We start from the raw sequence: 15,519 nt of genomic DNA on the forward strand, positions 1-15,519 counted from the left end.
AGTCGGGGCTATATAAACAAAGTGTGCCTGCGCACACTCTTAGTAAGAGTTTTAATTGATTGTAAGTCCACGCAGGTGGACTTCGTTTGTCTAGCGGCGAATGAATTCGCCAATGTCCTAAAGGAGAATCTATGCTCACCCAGCATTTTCAATTATTAGCAAAATACAACACATTAGCAAATCGCAAACTCTACGAAGCTTGCGCTCAATTAAGTGATGATGAACGCAAACAAACTCGTCCAGCGTTTTTTAAAAGTATTCATGGAACGCTAAATCATATTATGGTAGGCGATCGCATCTGGTTAGGACGTTTTGAGGGTAAATCAATGCCATCAACTCATCTCGATGCAATTCTCTTCAAGAACTTTGACGAATTATGGCAAGTGCGTCAAGCCGAAGATCGGCGAATTGAAAACTTTGCTGCAAGTTTAACTAAGGAGTTTTTAAGCAGCACAATTCAGTATACAAATAATTCTGGGCGAGTCTGTAACGATCCTGTTGATTTACTTGTCGCCCACTTTTTTAACCACCAAACACATCATCGCGGGCAAATTCACGACATGATTAGCCAAACAACAATAGCCCCACCATCACTTGATATGCATCGTATCATTCGACCTTGACTCTACATTCCTTCACGCTCTATTCCTCTTGCTCATCCCAAGCTTCTGCTGCTTTAATTTCTGCCTCTTCTTTAGGAGCCTCTGAGCGAAACAAAGGAATTGCGGCAAAGGCTGCTAGCAATTGTATTGTACTAAAAATAGCCAGCGTCGAACCAAAGCCCCAACGAAGCGCCTCACCAAATAAAAAACTACCAATTCCAAATCCAGTGAAGAGTGTAAAAACTTTGAACCCCATTGTTTGCCCTAGACTTCTTGCAGAACCTAGGTCTGTCACAATTCCTGCAAATAACGGCTGAGTGAGGTCATAGCCAAGCGACAAAATCAGAATGGCGGTAGTCGTCAATGTCAAGGGAATCTGGAAGATCATCATAAACCCTGCTAGAGCAGCTATGCCAAGTCCTGGTGGGATGAGCCATCTACGTCCCCAACGATCCACCGCTTTGCCAATCATTGGACTAAAAATCAAACCTGGAATGCCATATCCAAAAATGGCTAGCCCGATTCTCGCCTCTCCCAAGTTGTAGCGCTGCAACAAGTAAAGTCCTAGCCAAGTGTAAACTCCTGAGTGAAAGATCGCATTCAAAAAAACATAGATGTAAGTCCGCTTTCCGCGCCAAGTTGACAGTACACTGCGATAGCCTGCAAAAACCTGACGAATCGAGTGTAGTGACTCAGCTTGTGGAGTATCAAACAGTGCTTCATAACGGTGCAAGCGCCAGAGAATAATTGCTGCTGCGATCGCAGTCCCAACAAATAGTATCTGCCAGCCTATAAAGGGTTCAAGAATTGCTCCACCCGCAGAGCCGAAAGCCATACCACCCTCCATATAAGCAAAGACCATCCCTAACATCTGTCCTCGTTCGCGAAAGGGAAATAAATCTCCAATCAAGGCAAATGTTAGTGGTATGACCCCACTAGCACCTAATCCAGTTAAAAGACGCCAGAGAACCATTTGTGAGGCAGATTGGGCTGTTGCTGTCAGTGCGGTACAAATAATAAAGATACAAACTGAAGCACGCATCACGGGCCAGCGACCGAAACGATCCGAAAGGATTCCGTAAAAGAGGGCTGCTAGCGCATAAGCAAGCATATATGCTGGGACAATAAAGCCAATCTCTTGCTCTGGAACTTGAAAAATTTCTGCTAGACGCGGGATAAGTGGTGCAATCATATATCCCTGCAAAAAAATCAAGCCTGCGGCGAGAGAAAGCCATAAAAACAAACGATGATGTTGCTTTAGCCTTTGTTTGCGGTTAGCCTCTTCTACATGAACCCTACGGTCAGCCATAATCTTCCTCTAAACTACGGGTTTTCTGTGGGCTGCGCTTGCTAGCGTGTCTTTGAGATGATTGAGCGCCCTATGCAATTTTTGCATCACGCGTATATTTTACAATTCATCGTTATTTTGTTATTACGCTTTCAATTTTTTCTGAAAAAGGCTTGACTTAGAGCGCACTCTAAGTTCTAAGGTGATATTCATGGACACGGACATTCGACAAGTTGCAGCGCGAACGGGTTTAAGTGTGCATACATTGCGCTATTACGAGCGTAATGGGCTACTTGAGCTAGTCAAAAGAGGAAGCAATGGGCATCGCCGTTACTCAGCAGCAGATATTGCTCGAATTGAATTTTTAACGCGATTACGGGCTACAGGAATGCCAATTCGTCAAATGCAGCAGTTTGCTAGCTTGTTACGGGAGAAACCAGAAGCAATCAGCGATCGCCGCGTAATCCTAGAAGCGCATGAACTTGAAGTCCAAAAGCGGATTGCCGAACTTCAGCAAAACCTAAAGGTGATTCAGTGGAAAATTCAACACTATCAGGAGTTAGAAGCACAACAAAGCGTCTCGCCTAACTACTCAACCCTCAATTCTGGGAAGTTCTGAAGTTAAAGTCCCCACAAGTGGGGGATTTAGGGGGCTATTAGAAATATCGCTAAAGCGATGTCAAATTACATTCGTGAAACAAATCTAAGAGACAACATGAAAACACGAAATCTTGGAACTCAAGGATTAATGGTGTCCGAACTCGGACTAGGATGCATGGGAATGTCAGAATTCTACGGTACGGGTGATGAAGCCGAAGCAATTTCGACAATTCATCGCGCGCTAGATCTCGGTGTCACGTTTCTTGATACTGCGGATATGTACGGTTCTGGTAGCAACGAAAAACTTGTTGGTAAAGCAATCCGCGATCGCCGTGAAGGAGTTATTCTCGCAACCAAATTTGGAATTGTGCGCGGCGAAGATAGTGGTTTTCGCGGTGTTAATGGTACTCCTCAATACGTCCAGAAAGCGTGTGATGCTTCATTACAACGCTTAGGATTAGACTACATCGATTTGTACTACCAGCACCGCGTCGATCCCAACGTACCCATCGAAGAAACTGTCGGCGCAATGGCAGAATTAATTCAACAAGGTAAAGTCCGCTATCTCGGACTTTCAGAAGCCGCACCCGCAACGATTCGCCGCGCTCACGCGACGCACCCGATCAGCGCTTTACAATCAGAATACTCGCTGTGGCAACGCGAACCTGAAGATGAAATTCTGCCGACGATCCGTGAATTAGGCATCGGTTTTGTTCCCTACAGTCCACTTGGGCGTGGATTTCTCTCAGGACAAATTACGAGTCCCGACGATTTTGCACCTGATGACTTTCGCAAGAATTTACCTCGGTTCCAAGGCGAGAATTTCAATAAAAATCTACAACTTGTGGCGCGAGTTAAGGAAATTGCAGCAGAAAAAAGCGTCACCCCAGGACAATTAGCACTAGCTTGGTTACTCGCCCAAGGAGATGATATCGTCCCGATTCCTGGAACAAAGCGCCGCACCTATTTAGAAGAAAATATCGCCGCAGTTGACATCACGCTAACACAAGCTGATCTACAACGAATCAATGAAGTTGCACCCAAAGGAGTCGCCGCTGGCGATCGCTATGCGGATATGAGTAGCGTTAATCGCTAATTGCTGCTTTTAAACTTTGGCAAAATTCCCCGATTGCTTGCAATCCTGCTTGCGGTGTACTGTCTGCTAAGCGCTTAACAATCGCACTCCCGACAATCACGGCGTCTGCACCTGATTCGCGTACTTGTCGCGCTTGTTCGGGTGCAGAAATGCCAAATCCTACTCCAATCGGTTTATCAGTGTAACTACGTATTTGTTTGAGTAATTCAGGGACTCGCGCTTCCATTTGCGATCGCATTCCGGTAACGCCCGTTACGCTGACTAAATAAATAAAACCTTGCGAAGCACGCGCGATCGCTTCAATTCGTTCTAGGGAACTCGTGGGAGCCACTAATAATATCACCTCAATCCCCACCTCTTGCGCAGGTTCAAGCAGTCCTTCAGCTTCTTCTAGCGGCAAATCAGGGACAACTAAACCGGCGACACCAGCATCCGCAATTTGTTGTAGAAATGTCTTGATTCCTCGATTTAATATTGGGTTGTAATATGTAAATAAAATAATGGGCGATCGCAGTGCAGGGCTGACCTGACGCACAATTTCTAAAACTTGTTCGAGGCGCGTTCCTTTTTGCAGCGCCCGACTTGCTGCGGCTTGAATGACAGGTCCATCTGCCAGCGGATCGGAGTACGGTACTCCGAGTTCAATCATATCTGCACCAGTAGCATCTAAAACCCGCAAAGCTTCAGCAGTTGTATCCAAGTCTGGATCGCCAGCAGTCACAAAGGGAATTAAAGCACAAGCACCGCGCGATCGCAAGCGCTTGAAGCAATCAGAAATTGAGTTCATTTTTCAACAGTAGTGTCGGCGACCAAAGACAACATCCAACACTTTACACCTTCGAGGAGGAATCGCGGGATTGGTTTTCTTGTTCAATCTCTGCTTGTAATTTTGCTAATTCTTCGGGTGTGAGTTCTTCTAACCTTTTTTGCAAAAATGCTTCTTCGTAATTTTGTCGTTGCTGGTGATACGTCATGTCTTGTCGCATGACTCTCGTGAGATAAGTTACTAACCATCCCACTAAACCACCGACTAACAAAGCTTGGCTCCACACGCCCGCTGTAAGGCTATCTACACCCACTACCTGCAAGATGACATAAACAACACCACCTGCAACAAATACGCCTAGCCCAATACCAATAACCGTAATTCTATTCATGGTTTAACTAGAAATTTGCCGACGCTGGGGGCGAAAATTCATAAACGGTGCAAGGAGTAATAACCCTGGAAAGAAAAAGAACACGAGGAAATACATAAAGCCCCGCTCAAACGATGTCGCGTTATACCAACGCAGTTTTAGATACAGCATAATCGCTAAAGGAACAACAAGCAGATACGCCCCCGCCAGTACCAAATACAGTAGCGCGATCGCGATCGGTTGGTTTTGGTTGAGATACTCTAGTAAGCTATCCATTGAACTCGCGTAAATCGTTTGTTTTTAGCTATTCTACCGCTTTTCTCTCTCGCTGCTGTGAGTAAAGCAGTAATCCAGCACAGGAATTAGCGATTAAAGCTATTTCCTAACCCCCGACCCCTCCTTATAGGCGATCGCAAAATTTTTTTGCTAAAGTTGTTGCATAGATTGCAATTTAATGGTGCAATATACAAACGGGACAGTTGTTAACACAGCAACCCAAACCTCAATAAGGGGGCGTGGCGGAATGGTAGACGCTACGGACTTAAATAATTGAGCCTTGGCAAAGAAATTTGTCAAGTGACTGCTCTCAAACTCAGGGAAACCTAAATCTGATATCCAGATACGGCAATCCTGAGCCAAGCCGAAAAGTAGGCAATGCGAAAGTGAGTCTAGAATTATTATCACTTCTACTCACTATTTTTCGGAAGGTGCAGAGACTCGACGGGAGCTACCCTAACGTTTAGCCGAGGGTAAAGAGAGAGTCCAATTCTCAAAGCCTAGTCAGGCAGTAGCGAAAGCTGCAAGAGAATGAAAATCCGTTGACCGTAAAAGGTCGTGAGAGTTCAAGTCTCTCTGCCCCCATACCAAAAACTATAATCTAATTAGGTAAAACCCTCTGATCGAGAGGGTTTTATTTTGAAGTTAACTGATTTTATAAGGTAATTGGATAGGTCACGACAACTGAGTAAAAAAACTTATGATGACATCACAATTCAATTAGTGGTTGATCGCTGGCTACGATTCGCCTTTAGCCGTAATCTATCACAGCAGTTTTGGGGTAAAAACTGTAACTATCAGCAAGGCTCTGTAGCACAGACAACCTTGGATTATAGTTAGCCATCTCCAACACTAAATTCAGGCTGTCTTTATCTTTATTTGCTTATCTTACGTACTATGAAAACTTATCGAATTGAACTTGTTAACCGCAACCACTTTGTTGTTGAAGTTGCAGAAAATCAGTACATTTTAGATGCAGTTGAAGCCGCAGGATTACGTTTACCTGTAGGTTGCCGTTATGGTGCTTGTATTACCTGCGCTGCACATTTGGTTGCAGGAAAAGTTAATCAATCACAAGGGGTTGCCTTAAAGGCATCACATGAAGGAATGGGATATGTTTTATTGTGTGTTGCTTATCCACAATCTGATTGTAAGCTGGAAGTAGGTCTCGAATCGCAAGAGCAACTTTACGTTAATCCTTTTAAAGGTTGTTAGTATGCTATCACTTGCAGCTTTACTCTTAATAAAGACACCAACTAAACCAATAATACTAAAGTAAGACTAAATAAAAACAATAATCATGCTGATTAAACGACTATAGCTGATGCTTCCTAAATTTTGGGAAAGATTAAACGACATCAGCCTTCTACTCTGTAAGTATTACGACCATTATTTTCTTCCTTACGAAAGTCTTTGAAAAGCGGCACCGAGGACAATTGTCCTCGGTGCTTCAACTACAACGCTATGTAGTTAAAAAAATACAATTACTATATTATCTTAAGTCATAGCAAAATACAAGCAATATTTTGTTTTTTGGCAAATTATTTGAGTGGAATTTTCAAAGAAGTAAAAATTAATTCGCTTAATTTTTACGACGAACTCATTCAAATTAATTTAAAATTAAAATATTGCCTTTTGAAGAAACTTGATTATTATCAAAAGATACTTTATTTAAGTGGAAATAAATTCTTGGATCTTGCGCAACTGTTCTTGCGGCAATTACAGAAGGCGAGAAGTATCATGGCAACATTAATTCATGCCGTACCGATTGTTTCTAGTCGGGCGCTTGGTTGGAAACCGCTAATTGCTGAAGAATTTCAGCAACCACCAGGAGGAATTGACACCCCAGAAGCTTGGGAGGGACACGCGATCGCATTGTGTCTTGCGCCAAAGCCGCATCGCATTTTTCAATCTGTAGGCGATCGCCGTTATATGGGAGTTTACAGCAAAGGCGATATTTCGATTACACCTGCGGGGCTGCCAGCAGCGTATCGCGCTGAAGGTGAAGATCGCTATTTACAGATTCAGCTAAAGCCACAGTTTTTTCAACAAGTGGCTGCGGAAGCGATGGAAATTGATACCGCGTGCATTGAACTTGTCACAGAATTTCGCGTACGCGATTTGCAAATTGAACAAACGTTGATGATGTTACGCGCTGAACTCCACAAAGGCGGTGGTTGGGTAGGGCGACTTTATGTCGAGTCGCTGGCGAATCTGTTAGCGGTGCATTTGCTGCGCGAATATTCGACGACGCAACCGCGTGTGACGCATGACGGAGGTGGATTAGGCGATCGCAAATTACTGCAAATTTCCGAATACATCAACGCGCATCTCGATCAAGATATCCAACTTGCGGATTTAGCACAATTAGTCGGAATGAGTCAATTTCACTTCAGTCGCTTATTCAAACAATCGATGAAGCTTTCGCCGCATCAATACTTACTACAGCAGCGCATCGAACGCGCCAAGCAGTTACTCAAAACAACAAAATATTCGGTTGTTGAAATTGCTTTACAGTGTGGTTTTAATAGTCACAGTCATTTGAGCAAGCAATTCCGCCAGTTGACAGGGATGACACCAAAAGCGTACCGAGCAAATTAAATTTATTAGGATTATGTAGGAGAGTCTAAACACAAGGAGCAAAGTTCTGGCTTTAGAAATTATTTCAGTTCCTTCGATGACAGGAGAACCGCCAAAAGGAATCATCGTTGTCTTGCATGGTTGGGGAGCAAATTCTCAAGATCTAGCGTCGCTATCACCACTGTTGAACTTACCTGAATATCAGTTTCTGTTTCCAAATGCACCATTTGCACATCCTTATGTATCTACCGGTAGGATGTGGTACAACTTAGCTCAAGAATATCAAGGTCAAGGATTAGCCGAAAGTCGTCAACTGCTGATAGCGTGGTTGCAGTCATTAGAAAGTAGCATTGGTCTTCCATTGTCGCGCACAATTTTGAGTGGCTTTTCACAAGGTGCTGCAATGACTTTGGATGTGGGGCTAACTCTTCCGCTAGCTGGTTTGATTGGTTTAAGTGGCTATATGCATCCACTCAAGAAAATTGATACGACTTCTCCTCCGGTATTGTTAGTACATGGTCGTCAAGATTCAGTTGTACCAATACAAGCAGCTGTATCCGCGCAACAGAGTTTACGTTCTTTAGGCGTTGCCGTGCAGTATCATGAGTTTAATATGGCGCACGAAATTCGACCCGAAGTCTTGCCAGTGGTAAGTAATTTTGTTTTAGAAGTGATGTCGCGCTAAAGCAAATATTAATTAATGCGAAATTTCAGCGATCCCGATTGATGTAATACATACCTCAGTAGATTAACTGAGTAAGATCAATAAAGTTGTTCAGGACTACTTAATTTTTCTACGGGTCGCTAATATTGCTCTAGGGAGGCATAAGCAATGATGAACACTTTGAGTTTGTCCAAGCAGGATATTGCTACCATGACCGCTACAGACGTTGAAAATTTAGCAGCACGTCTAGAGCAAGATAACTATACAAATATCTTTGACGGGTTACAAGATTGGCATTTGTTGCGGGCGATCGCGTTTCAGCGTCCTGAGTTAGTCGAACCATACGTTTATTTGTTGGACTTGGAGCCGTATGATGAGGCATGAGGGGTGGGGATAAGTTCGCAATATTGCGATTATGGAGCAACCGCAACGGGTATTAATTGGGATTGGGGGGGGAATCGCAGCTTACAAGGTTTGTGAAGTGATTTCCACGCTGTTTAAAGCTGGAATACAGATGCGCGTGATTCTGACAGATTCAGCGCAGCAGTTTATTACGCCATTAACGGTTGCGACGCTCGCGCGTCACCCAGCGTACATCGATGCAGATTTTTGGCAACCGCATGAACGTCCACTGCACATTGAACTCGGTGAGTGGGCGGATGTTTTTTTAAGTGCACCGCTGACAGCAAATACGCTTGCCAAGTTAAGCTACGGAATCGCGGACAATTTGTTGACAAATACAGTTTTGGCTTCTAAGTGTCCTGTCTTATTAGCACCAGCGATGAATACCGAAATGTGGCAACAAGTTGCCGTGCAACGCAATTGGCAACAGCTATTGACAGATACAAGGTTTCATGCATTGGCACCTGGTTATGGTTTACTCGCGTGCGATCGCGTTGGTGCAGGACGGATGGCAGAACCGGCGGAAATTGTCACTGGGGTGCAATCGTTACTGCATACGAGAGGTCAGCGCGACTTACTCGGTAAACGTGTATTAATTAGCGCAGGAGGAACGCGCGAGTATCTAGACGCTGTGCGGTTTATTGGTAATCCCGCAACAGGGAAAATGGGGCTAGCTTTGGCGCAAGCAGCACTGCATCGCGGGGCGATTGTGACTTTAGTTCACGCACCGATTGAGGAGAGTGTCCCGCCAGGAATTCGTGCGATCGCGGTTGTGAATGCCGAACAAATGCAGCAAGCAATGCTTGAAAATTTTCCTGATGCGGATTTAACTGTGATGTCCGCTGCTGTCGCTGATGTGAAACCCGCCGCGTATAGTTCTGAAAAGTTACCAAAGCGATCGCTTCCTGAACAGTTACTCCTAGCACCCGTCCCCGATATTGTGGCAGAACTCGGACGCCGCAAACAACTGCACCAGCGCTTGATTGGTTTTGCTGCCCAAACCGGAGATATTATCACGCCCGCACGGCAAAAATTAGCACAAAAGAAACTCGATGCGATCGTCGCTAACCCAATTGATAAAGCTGATGTTGGCTTTGGCAGTAACTTCAACGCTGCCATCTTTTTAGATTTCCACGGACGTCAAGTAGAAATTCCACAATGTAGTAAATTACAACTTGCCCACCATTTGTTTGACTTTGTGCATGGACTGTAACTTCAACAAATTATTATCCATTCCCAATTCCCCCTAACTTTAACTATTCAGCCGAAAAAACACACCACCTTTGAGTAATCCTGGCTCACTACCGTAACTGCTGACAGTAAGCGATCGCAAATTATCAAACAAGGGTTTGACGATCACTTCTACAAGCTTTAATACAGGTAACTGATGTTCTAATAGTTCTTGAGTCGCAATCCAATCAAGGTATACATAACCTGCATTTGGTTGTGGAATGGCTTCAATACTTGCTTGAAATTTCGCATCGTTGAGTAATGAACCATCTTGATACGCTTTGAGCGCAGCGTCGATAGCTTCTACCGAAGTCGCTAAAATTTCATATTTATCAGTTGTTCCGTGTACGCCCAGAACTTTTGCTTTGATTGTAATTGCGTTTTCTTCAGAGTCATTTGCTTTCGCCAACGGAGTTGTTGTTAACTGCGTCCAAGCGGCAATTTTTTGATCGGCGAGTGGTAGTGCTGTAATATCATAGCCGCGTTGTCGCGCCAGCGCATCTAAGCGCGAGATTCCTTCGGCGGTAGCTGCGGATTTTTCAGTCACAAAAACCCAATCCGCAGTCAATTTATCGGTGTGAGGCAAAAGTGCTAATGCATACTCGCCTTGTACCCAGCTAAAAATATCCTGCGCGAGATCGATACCCCAGCGCTGTTGCAGGTTTGCTAAAGGTTGGTTGATTAAGCGTGAAATCGCATCGTAGCCAGAAGTTGATATATGTGCAACTTGTGTCCACAGTTGACTCAGCGCAGTCTTGTTTAAGTTGCTCAAATCTGTTCCTGCGATCGCCAAGCCGCTTGTTGCGGGAATGTACTGTAAAGCACCGACAGGTTTGGTTAATTCTGGTGTAGAAGCGACTTCTGAAGTCGATGCAGCGAGGAGTGTTGTTTCAGTTAATAATCCTTTACGGTTTGCTTCTAGCGCGATGATTTGGCTTTCGTATTGCGCCGCAGATTCGATTCCTTGCCAAGAAACAACACTTGGTAGATTCAAAAACGCTAAACCCAGCCGCCGAGGTGGTAACTGATTTAACGCTTGTTGGTAGCGACTTGATGTTGTGAGATTCAGATCGGGGGCTTGAACGTTATTAATCGCATCTTTTATGACCATAGGATGATTGGCAAGTAGCACAAAACGATCGCCAAGCACTGCACCTGAAAGTATTCGCTTGGTTAGCGGTTTTGGTATCTGTTCCGGCTGCGGGCGTGCTTTGTGATAGACGAGATTAACACCTTTGTAATCTTCAAATTCCAAATCGGTAGGCGCGATCGCCTGTTTGGAAAAGACAAGCTGTAGAAATTCGCGGCTTTTCTCAACATCTTTAGTCGCCAGTGCCATGAGATACCCTGGTTGTTGACCATTGTAGGAGTCGCGGTCGTAGTCACTCGTTGTGACTGCGACTGTTATTTCATCGCCTAGCCAAGGCTGGATATCGCGTCGGTAATCTAAACCCGTATTCGCGAGTAATGTGGTTTTAATTTGGTCAATTTCTTGGCGCGATCGCCGCCTTTGTTTCGGACGGGCTACGACCTGTCGCAACTTCTCTAAACGGTCGGGATTCACTAAAATAGAGACCATCACAGGTGCTTGTTTTGGCACAAAGATTGCTGCTTCAGGTGTTGCTTGCGTTCCACCTTGTAGCAACGTTAGCGGACCACCGCGTACTAGCCAATAACAGCCACCGATACCCGTCAACAGCAGTACAACGACACTGACGGCTAAGAAATAAAAAAAAGAGCGTCGCTTTATCATGTTTTACCCCAGACCGCAACTAAGCGATACTTACTAAAAGGGACTAGGAGCGAGGAGTTAGGGTTTAGGGAAGATAAAAGTCTAAACTTAAATATAAATTTCTATGAGACTTCCATACTTGCTCTTCATTTTTTCCTCCCTGACTTCCAACCTCTCCTATAGAAAGCCAGTAATAATGCTAAAACTTAGTTTAATACGCTCAAAACCGGAAATTTTCCCACTTAAGGACTAGAAAATAGTAGAAATATAATTGTGATGCTGTCGAGGATAGCCCATGACATCCCAATTTCGTCAACCAATCGCGCAAATTAGCGTTGAAGTACTTGAGCAACGCTTGCATAATGAATCTGTATCGGCGTTACAGCTAATCGATGTCCGCGAACCTGAGGAGGTGGCGATCGCCGCGATCGCCGGTTTTGAGGTGTTACCTCTCAGTCAATTTGCCTCCTGGGCGGATACCATACTTGTGCGGTTTGACACTAATGTTGAAACACTCGTGATGTGTCATCATGGCATTCGTTCGGCTCAGATGTGCCAATGGTTGCAGCAGCAAGGATTTACGAACGTGAAAAATATTGCTGGAGGCATTGATGCGTATTCATTGGCAGTGAATCCGGCGATTCCTCGGTATTGATATGATTAGCAGATTTGAGTAGGATAGAATACAATTTTTCGTTTGAATTGAGTAATACTAGGTATTAATTCTGACGAGCAATTGTAGCATCAGTACGGTTCTGCTGTCTGCGATCGCGTACACTGCCTAAGGAGTACTGAGCACCAAAGAAGTGAAATACACCTTGTTAAGGATTTCCACTTGTAGGGAGATTTGTTATCTTATATTAATTAAATTAATAAATTGCTATCTGAAAGCTAACTTTTTTAAAAAACTCATTCAACATCTCCGTGTTTCAATCAGCTATGCAAGTGCAGCTTAATGCTCGGCAACAGCATATTCTCTGGGCAACAGTGCGCCACTACATTGCTACCGCCGAACCTGTTGGGTCCAAAGCATTGGTGGAAGAATATAACCTTGGTGTTAGCTCAGCAACAATTCGTAACACAATGGGCGTGTTGGAAAAAGTAGGACTACTTTACCAACCCCATACCTCTGCTGGTCGCGTCCCGTCAGATTCTGGCTACCGGATTTATGTTGACCAGCTTATATCACCATCAGAAATTTTAGCAAAGCAAGTCGAGCAGGTCTTTCACGAACGGCTCAAGTGGGAAGATTGGAGTATCGAAGCGTTGTTACAAGGCGCAGCGCAAATTCTCGCTACGGTCAGCGGCTGCATTACTCTAATTACAATGCCGCAAACGACTACAACGCAACTACGGCATTTGCAACTCGTGCAGCTAGAACCAGGAAAAGCAATGCTGATCGTTGTAACAGACTCTTACGAGACACATTCAGCAGTGATGGAACTTCCCGCGCCTCAAGATGCGCCGCTTGACGCAGAAGCTGTAGAACGCGAATTACAAATATTATCAAACTTTTTGAACACGCATTTGCGCGGGCGATCGCTCTCAGAAATTGCAAATTTAAATTGGAATCAATTAGACCGCGAATTTCAACGCTATGGTGATGTTCTCAAAAGCTTTTTGGGAGAATTAAGCCGCCGTAAACTTCCAGCAGGAACACAAATTATGATTCGAGGTGTTTCTGAGGTGTTGCGTCAACCTGAATTTGCCGAATTACAGCAGGTACAAACGATTATTCATTTGCTAGAAGAAGAACAACATCAACTGTGGCCTTTGATTTTTGAGGAACGCGAAGGAGAATATAGCAAGCATCGCGTCAGTGTCCGCATTGGTTCAGAAAACCCGCTACAACCGATTCGGATGTGTACGCTGATTTCATCAACGTATCGGCGTGGGGAAGTTCCTGTCGGTAGTGTAGGTGTGTTAGGACCAACACGCATGGATTACGAAACCGCGATCGCAGTTGTTGAAGCTGCGGCTGATTATCTCTCTGAAGCTTTAAGTTAGTTAACTATGATGAGAAAAATTGGCTTTGGCGCACTTTGGCTAGGATTAGCAGTTTATGCCTTTTTCTTAGCACCACCAAATCAACCAAATACGTTTGAACTGATTAAAGATCTTTCTCTCGGCGAAATCGATGGCATTAACCCGTTGATTGTTGCGCTATTTTACATTATGGGTGTTTGGCCCATGATTTATAGTTGTCTGCTCTTTTTTGATGGTCGGACGCAAAAAATTCCGGCTGCACCTTTTGCAGCGCTTTCGTTTGGGGTTGGTGCATTTGCATTATTACCCTACTTAGCTTTACGCGAACCGAGGACAACGTTTCCAGGACAAAAAAATGCTTTCCTCAAGCTATTAGATTCGCGCTGGACGGGAATCGCATTAACGATCGCCGCCGTTTTACTCGTTACCTATGGCTTAAGTAATGGCGATTGGGGAGACTTTATCAATCAGTGGCGCACAAGTCGCTTTATTCACGTCATGAGTTTAGATTTTTGTTTATTGTGCTTGTTGTTTCCTGCGTTGTTAGGGGATGATATGGCACGTCGCGGTTTGCAGAATTCTCAACTCTATTGGGTAGCAGCACTTCTACCGCTGTTTGGTCCATTAATCTATCTATGCGCGCGCCCACCGTTAGCAGCGGATCTGACGATGGAAGCAAAAAGCATTTAGTCTAAGGGTTCCCAACCCTTTCCTTGATAACCATAATCAAAAATTTCTGGATGGATAATTTCTGCCAGAATTTCTAAAGAATCGACGAGGCGCGGTCCAGGACGATTGAAATAAGCGTTACCGTCAGTGATGTAGACTCTTTGATGCTGTACTGCGTGAAGTTTCTCCCATTCGGGATGTGACGTTAAGGCGATCGCTTCAGTGCGGGTACGCTGTAAGTCAAAACCACACAGCATAAAGACGATCGTATTGGGGTCAGTCGCAACCAGCGTATCCCAAGTAATGATTGGCGAAGATTGACCACTAACACTTAGAACGGGTTGTCCTCCGGCTTGCGTCACAAGTTCAGGAATCCAGTTCGCCGCAGTCATCAGCGGATCTGTCCACTCAATACAAGCGACGGTGGGGAGTTCCTCAATCGACAGGTGTGTCGTTTTCTGCTGGCAAATTTTGACCCGCGCTTCGAGATCTTCGAGTAATTCTAGCGATCGCACTCCTAATGCATTTGCAACGCGTTCAATATCGTGCCAAACATCTGATAAACTATTCGGCTGCAACGAAATAATCTGCGGTTGACTCTGCGTCAGTTTTGCTACCGCTGCTTCTACATCTTCGAGACTCACGGCGCAAACATCGCATTGGTCTTGAGTAATAATGTGCGTTGGCTTCAGTACTTCTAAAACATCTAGTTTAACTTCGTAAATGCTCAACGCTGACTGTAGGATCTTATTGACGTTTTGGTGAATTTCTTGACTCGGCGTTGCTGAATTGAGTCGCGCTGCGGTACATACGGGACGATCTTTGATTTCTGGAGGATAGTCACATTCGTGCGATCGCCCCACAATTGCATCTGCTAATCCAAGTGCAGCTAAAATTTCTGTTGCACTAGGTATCAGCGAGACTACTCGTATTTGATCGCCCATAATTTCTGATCCCGCTACTTTTTACTACAAATAGTAACTTTCTCTTGACTAAATTATCTTGTTGCTATATGTAAATTGTGGTGTTGTCGTATTTAATATTCAGCTACTGTGAAGATTGATATACTTAATATAATTTGTTGCTGTTTTTCAAGAAATCAGCCTAAGGGATTAATTCTTTTATACAACAATTCTTGCGAAGGAAGCCTTCGTAGCATCGGAGAAACGGCAATTTAACTAACGATAACTAAGCGAATCTTTTTACTTTAAGCTACTAAAGTTTCAGATTATTATACGAGTAGTGATTGTATATCATG

General features: G+C 44.3%; 17 protein-coding genes. 11 read left to right on the forward strand and 6 right to left on the reverse strand.

Annotated features, from left to right (window positions below; genetic code table 11):
- The first annotated feature begins 131 nt into the window (after window positions 1–131).
- Window positions 132–623 carry a DinB family protein gene (locus GLO7428_RS19180; protein ID WP_015190235.1) on the forward strand — a complete coding sequence of 164 codons (492 nt, stop codon included), beginning with the start codon at window positions 132–134 and terminating at the stop codon, window positions 621–623.
- 19 nt (window positions 624–642) lie between these two features.
- On the opposite strand, the gene GLO7428_RS19185 is transcribed toward GLO7428_RS19180, so the two are convergent.
- On the reverse strand, window positions 643–1,911 hold the full coding sequence (locus GLO7428_RS19185) for an MFS transporter (RefSeq protein ID WP_015190236.1): 1,269 nt from the start codon (window positions 1,909–1,911) through the stop codon (window positions 643–645).
- 190 nt (window positions 1,912–2,101) lie between these two features.
- Between GLO7428_RS19185 and GLO7428_RS19190 the strand changes: the two genes are divergently transcribed.
- Both GLO7428_RS19190 and GLO7428_RS19195 read left to right on the forward strand, forming a co-directional pair.
- The gene (locus GLO7428_RS19190; protein ID WP_015190237.1) at window positions 2,102–2,509 is read left to right on the forward strand and encodes a MerR family transcriptional regulator; all 408 of its coding nucleotides are present in this window, start codon (window positions 2,102–2,104) and stop codon (window positions 2,507–2,509) included.
- Between the two features lie 57 nt (window positions 2,510–2,566).
- Entirely contained in the window at window positions 2,567–3,586 is a 1,020-nt protein-coding gene (locus GLO7428_RS19195) for an aldo/keto reductase (RefSeq protein WP_051038457.1), read from the forward strand.
- On the opposite strand, the gene trpA is transcribed toward GLO7428_RS19195, so the two are convergent.
- From trpA to ndhL, 3 genes are read right to left on the reverse strand one after another with little or no spacing between them, the layout of a single operon-like run.
- Complete coding sequence (gene trpA, locus GLO7428_RS19200; protein ID WP_015190239.1) at window positions 3,576–4,373, reverse strand: tryptophan synthase subunit alpha; 798 nt, start codon at window positions 4,371–4,373, stop codon at window positions 3,576–3,578. The two genes, GLO7428_RS19195 and trpA, sit on opposite strands and share 11 nt — an antisense overlap.
- A gap of 43 nt (window positions 4,374–4,416) precedes the next feature.
- On the reverse strand, window positions 4,417–4,743 hold the full coding sequence (locus tag GLO7428_RS19205; RefSeq protein ID WP_015190240.1) for a DUF3007 family protein: 327 nt from the start codon (window positions 4,741–4,743) through the stop codon (window positions 4,417–4,419).
- Window positions 4,744–4,746: 3 nt separating this feature from the next.
- A complete protein-coding gene (gene ndhL / locus GLO7428_RS19210; RefSeq protein WP_015190241.1) occupies window positions 4,747–4,998 on the reverse strand; it encodes an NAD(P)H-quinone oxidoreductase subunit L in 252 nt (83 codons plus the stop codon).
- A gap of 897 nt (window positions 4,999–5,895) precedes the next feature.
- On the opposite strand from ndhL, the gene GLO7428_RS19215 reads away from it, so the two are divergent.
- The 5 genes from GLO7428_RS19215 to coaBC all read left to right on the forward strand — a co-directional run bounded on the left by GLO7428_RS19215 (window position 5,896) and on the right by coaBC (window position 9,857).
- Window positions 5,896–6,213: a 2Fe-2S iron-sulfur cluster-binding protein gene (locus tag GLO7428_RS19215; protein WP_015190242.1), complete on the forward strand. Its 318-nt coding sequence runs from the start codon at window positions 5,896–5,898 to the stop codon at window positions 6,211–6,213.
- Window positions 6,214–6,738: 525 nt separating this feature from the next.
- Window positions 6,739–7,599 (forward strand): helix-turn-helix domain-containing protein, encoded by an 861-nt coding sequence (locus tag GLO7428_RS19220; RefSeq protein WP_015190243.1) that lies wholly within the window; start codon window positions 6,739–6,741, stop codon window positions 7,597–7,599.
- A gap of 76 nt (window positions 7,600–7,675) precedes the next feature.
- On the forward strand, window positions 7,676–8,263 hold the full coding sequence (locus GLO7428_RS19225; RefSeq protein WP_015190244.1) for an alpha/beta hydrolase: 588 nt from the start codon (window positions 7,676–7,678) through the stop codon (window positions 8,261–8,263).
- 150 nt (window positions 8,264–8,413) lie between these two features.
- Window positions 8,414–8,626 carry a DUF2555 domain-containing protein gene (locus GLO7428_RS19230; RefSeq protein WP_041918699.1) on the forward strand — a complete coding sequence of 71 codons (213 nt, stop codon included), beginning with the start codon at window positions 8,414–8,416 and terminating at the stop codon, window positions 8,624–8,626.
- 31 nt (window positions 8,627–8,657) lie between these two features.
- Window positions 8,658–9,857 (forward strand): bifunctional phosphopantothenoylcysteine decarboxylase/phosphopantothenate--cysteine ligase CoaBC, encoded by a 1,200-nt coding sequence (gene coaBC, locus GLO7428_RS19235; protein ID WP_015190246.1) that lies wholly within the window; start codon window positions 8,658–8,660, stop codon window positions 9,855–9,857.
- Between the two features lie 39 nt (window positions 9,858–9,896).
- On the opposite strand, the gene GLO7428_RS19240 is transcribed toward coaBC, so the two are convergent.
- On the reverse strand, window positions 9,897–11,627 hold the full coding sequence (locus tag GLO7428_RS19240; RefSeq protein ID WP_015190247.1) for a DUF3352 domain-containing protein: 1,731 nt from the start codon (window positions 11,625–11,627) through the stop codon (window positions 9,897–9,899).
- Window positions 11,628–11,901: 274 nt separating this feature from the next.
- Between GLO7428_RS19240 and GLO7428_RS19245 the strand changes: the two genes are divergently transcribed.
- From GLO7428_RS19245 to GLO7428_RS19255, 3 genes are all read left to right on the forward strand, one after another.
- A complete protein-coding gene (locus tag GLO7428_RS19245; RefSeq protein ID WP_015190248.1) occupies window positions 11,902–12,261 on the forward strand; it encodes a rhodanese-like domain-containing protein in 360 nt (119 codons plus the stop codon).
- A 284-nt stretch (window positions 12,262–12,545) separates the two neighbouring features.
- Entirely contained in the window at window positions 12,546–13,613 is a 1,068-nt protein-coding gene (gene hrcA, locus GLO7428_RS19250) for a heat-inducible transcriptional repressor HrcA (RefSeq protein WP_015190249.1), read from the forward strand.
- A gap of 6 nt (window positions 13,614–13,619) precedes the next feature.
- Complete coding sequence (locus tag GLO7428_RS19255; RefSeq protein WP_015190250.1) at window positions 13,620–14,282, forward strand: hypothetical protein; 663 nt, start codon at window positions 13,620–13,622, stop codon at window positions 14,280–14,282.
- Here the strand turns inward: GLO7428_RS19255 and GLO7428_RS19260 are convergent.
- On the reverse strand, window positions 14,279–15,205 hold the full coding sequence (locus GLO7428_RS19260) for a cobalamin-binding protein (protein WP_015190251.1): 927 nt from the start codon (window positions 15,203–15,205) through the stop codon (window positions 14,279–14,281). The two genes, GLO7428_RS19255 and GLO7428_RS19260, sit on opposite strands and share 4 nt — an antisense overlap.
- Between the last annotated feature and the right edge of the window lie 314 nt (window positions 15,206–15,519).

This window comes from Gloeocapsa sp. PCC 7428 (assembly GCF_000317555.1).
Classification (GTDB): Bacteria; Cyanobacteriota; Cyanobacteriia; order Cyanobacteriales; family Chroococcidiopsidaceae; genus Chroogloeocystis.

What these genes read in the sequence shown, in the direction of transcription:
- GLO7428_RS19255 (WP_015190250.1), top strand. Translation starts at nt 13,620, where the DNA reads ATGATGAGAAAAATTGGCTTTGGCGCACTTTGGCTAGGATTAGCAGTT.
- GLO7428_RS19195 (WP_051038457.1), top strand. Translation starts at nt 2,567, where the DNA reads ATGTCAAATTACATTCGTGAAACAAATCTAAGAGACAACATGAAAACA.
- GLO7428_RS19190 (WP_015190237.1), top strand. Translation starts at nt 2,102, where the DNA reads ATGGACACGGACATTCGACAAGTTGCAGCGCGAACGGGTTTAAGTGTG.
- GLO7428_RS19215 (WP_015190242.1), top strand. Translation starts at nt 5,896, where the DNA reads ATGAAAACTTATCGAATTGAACTTGTTAACCGCAACCACTTTGTTGTT.
- GLO7428_RS19230 (WP_041918699.1), top strand. Translation starts at nt 8,414, where the DNA reads ATGAACACTTTGAGTTTGTCCAAGCAGGATATTGCTACCATGACCGCT.
- hrcA (WP_015190249.1), top strand. Translation starts at nt 12,546, where the DNA reads ATGCAAGTGCAGCTTAATGCTCGGCAACAGCATATTCTCTGGGCAACA.
- GLO7428_RS19225 (WP_015190244.1), top strand. Translation starts at nt 7,676, where the DNA reads ATGACAGGAGAACCGCCAAAAGGAATCATCGTTGTCTTGCATGGTTGG.
- trpA (WP_015190239.1), bottom strand. Translation starts at nt 4,373, where the DNA reads ATGAACTCAATTTCTGATTGCTTCAAGCGCTTGCGATCGCGCGGTGCT.
- ndhL (WP_015190241.1), bottom strand. Translation starts at nt 4,998, where the DNA reads ATGGATAGCTTACTAGAGTATCTCAACCAAAACCAACCGATCGCGATC.
- GLO7428_RS19245 (WP_015190248.1), top strand. Translation starts at nt 11,902, where the DNA reads ATGACATCCCAATTTCGTCAACCAATCGCGCAAATTAGCGTTGAAGTA.
- coaBC (WP_015190246.1), top strand. Translation starts at nt 8,658, where the DNA reads ATGGAGCAACCGCAACGGGTATTAATTGGGATTGGGGGGGGAATCGCA.
- GLO7428_RS19260 (WP_015190251.1), bottom strand. Translation starts at nt 15,205, where the DNA reads ATGGGCGATCAAATACGAGTAGTCTCGCTGATACCTAGTGCAACAGAA.
- GLO7428_RS19205 (WP_015190240.1), bottom strand. Translation starts at nt 4,743, where the DNA reads ATGAATAGAATTACGGTTATTGGTATTGGGCTAGGCGTATTTGTTGCA.
- GLO7428_RS19180 (WP_015190235.1), top strand. Translation starts at nt 132, where the DNA reads ATGCTCACCCAGCATTTTCAATTATTAGCAAAATACAACACATTAGCA.
- GLO7428_RS19240 (WP_015190247.1), bottom strand. Translation starts at nt 11,627, where the DNA reads ATGATAAAGCGACGCTCTTTTTTTTATTTCTTAGCCGTCAGTGTCGTT.
- GLO7428_RS19185 (WP_015190236.1), bottom strand. Translation starts at nt 1,911, where the DNA reads ATGGCTGACCGTAGGGTTCATGTAGAAGAGGCTAACCGCAAACAAAGG.
- GLO7428_RS19220 (WP_015190243.1), top strand. Translation starts at nt 6,739, where the DNA reads ATGGCAACATTAATTCATGCCGTACCGATTGTTTCTAGTCGGGCGCTT.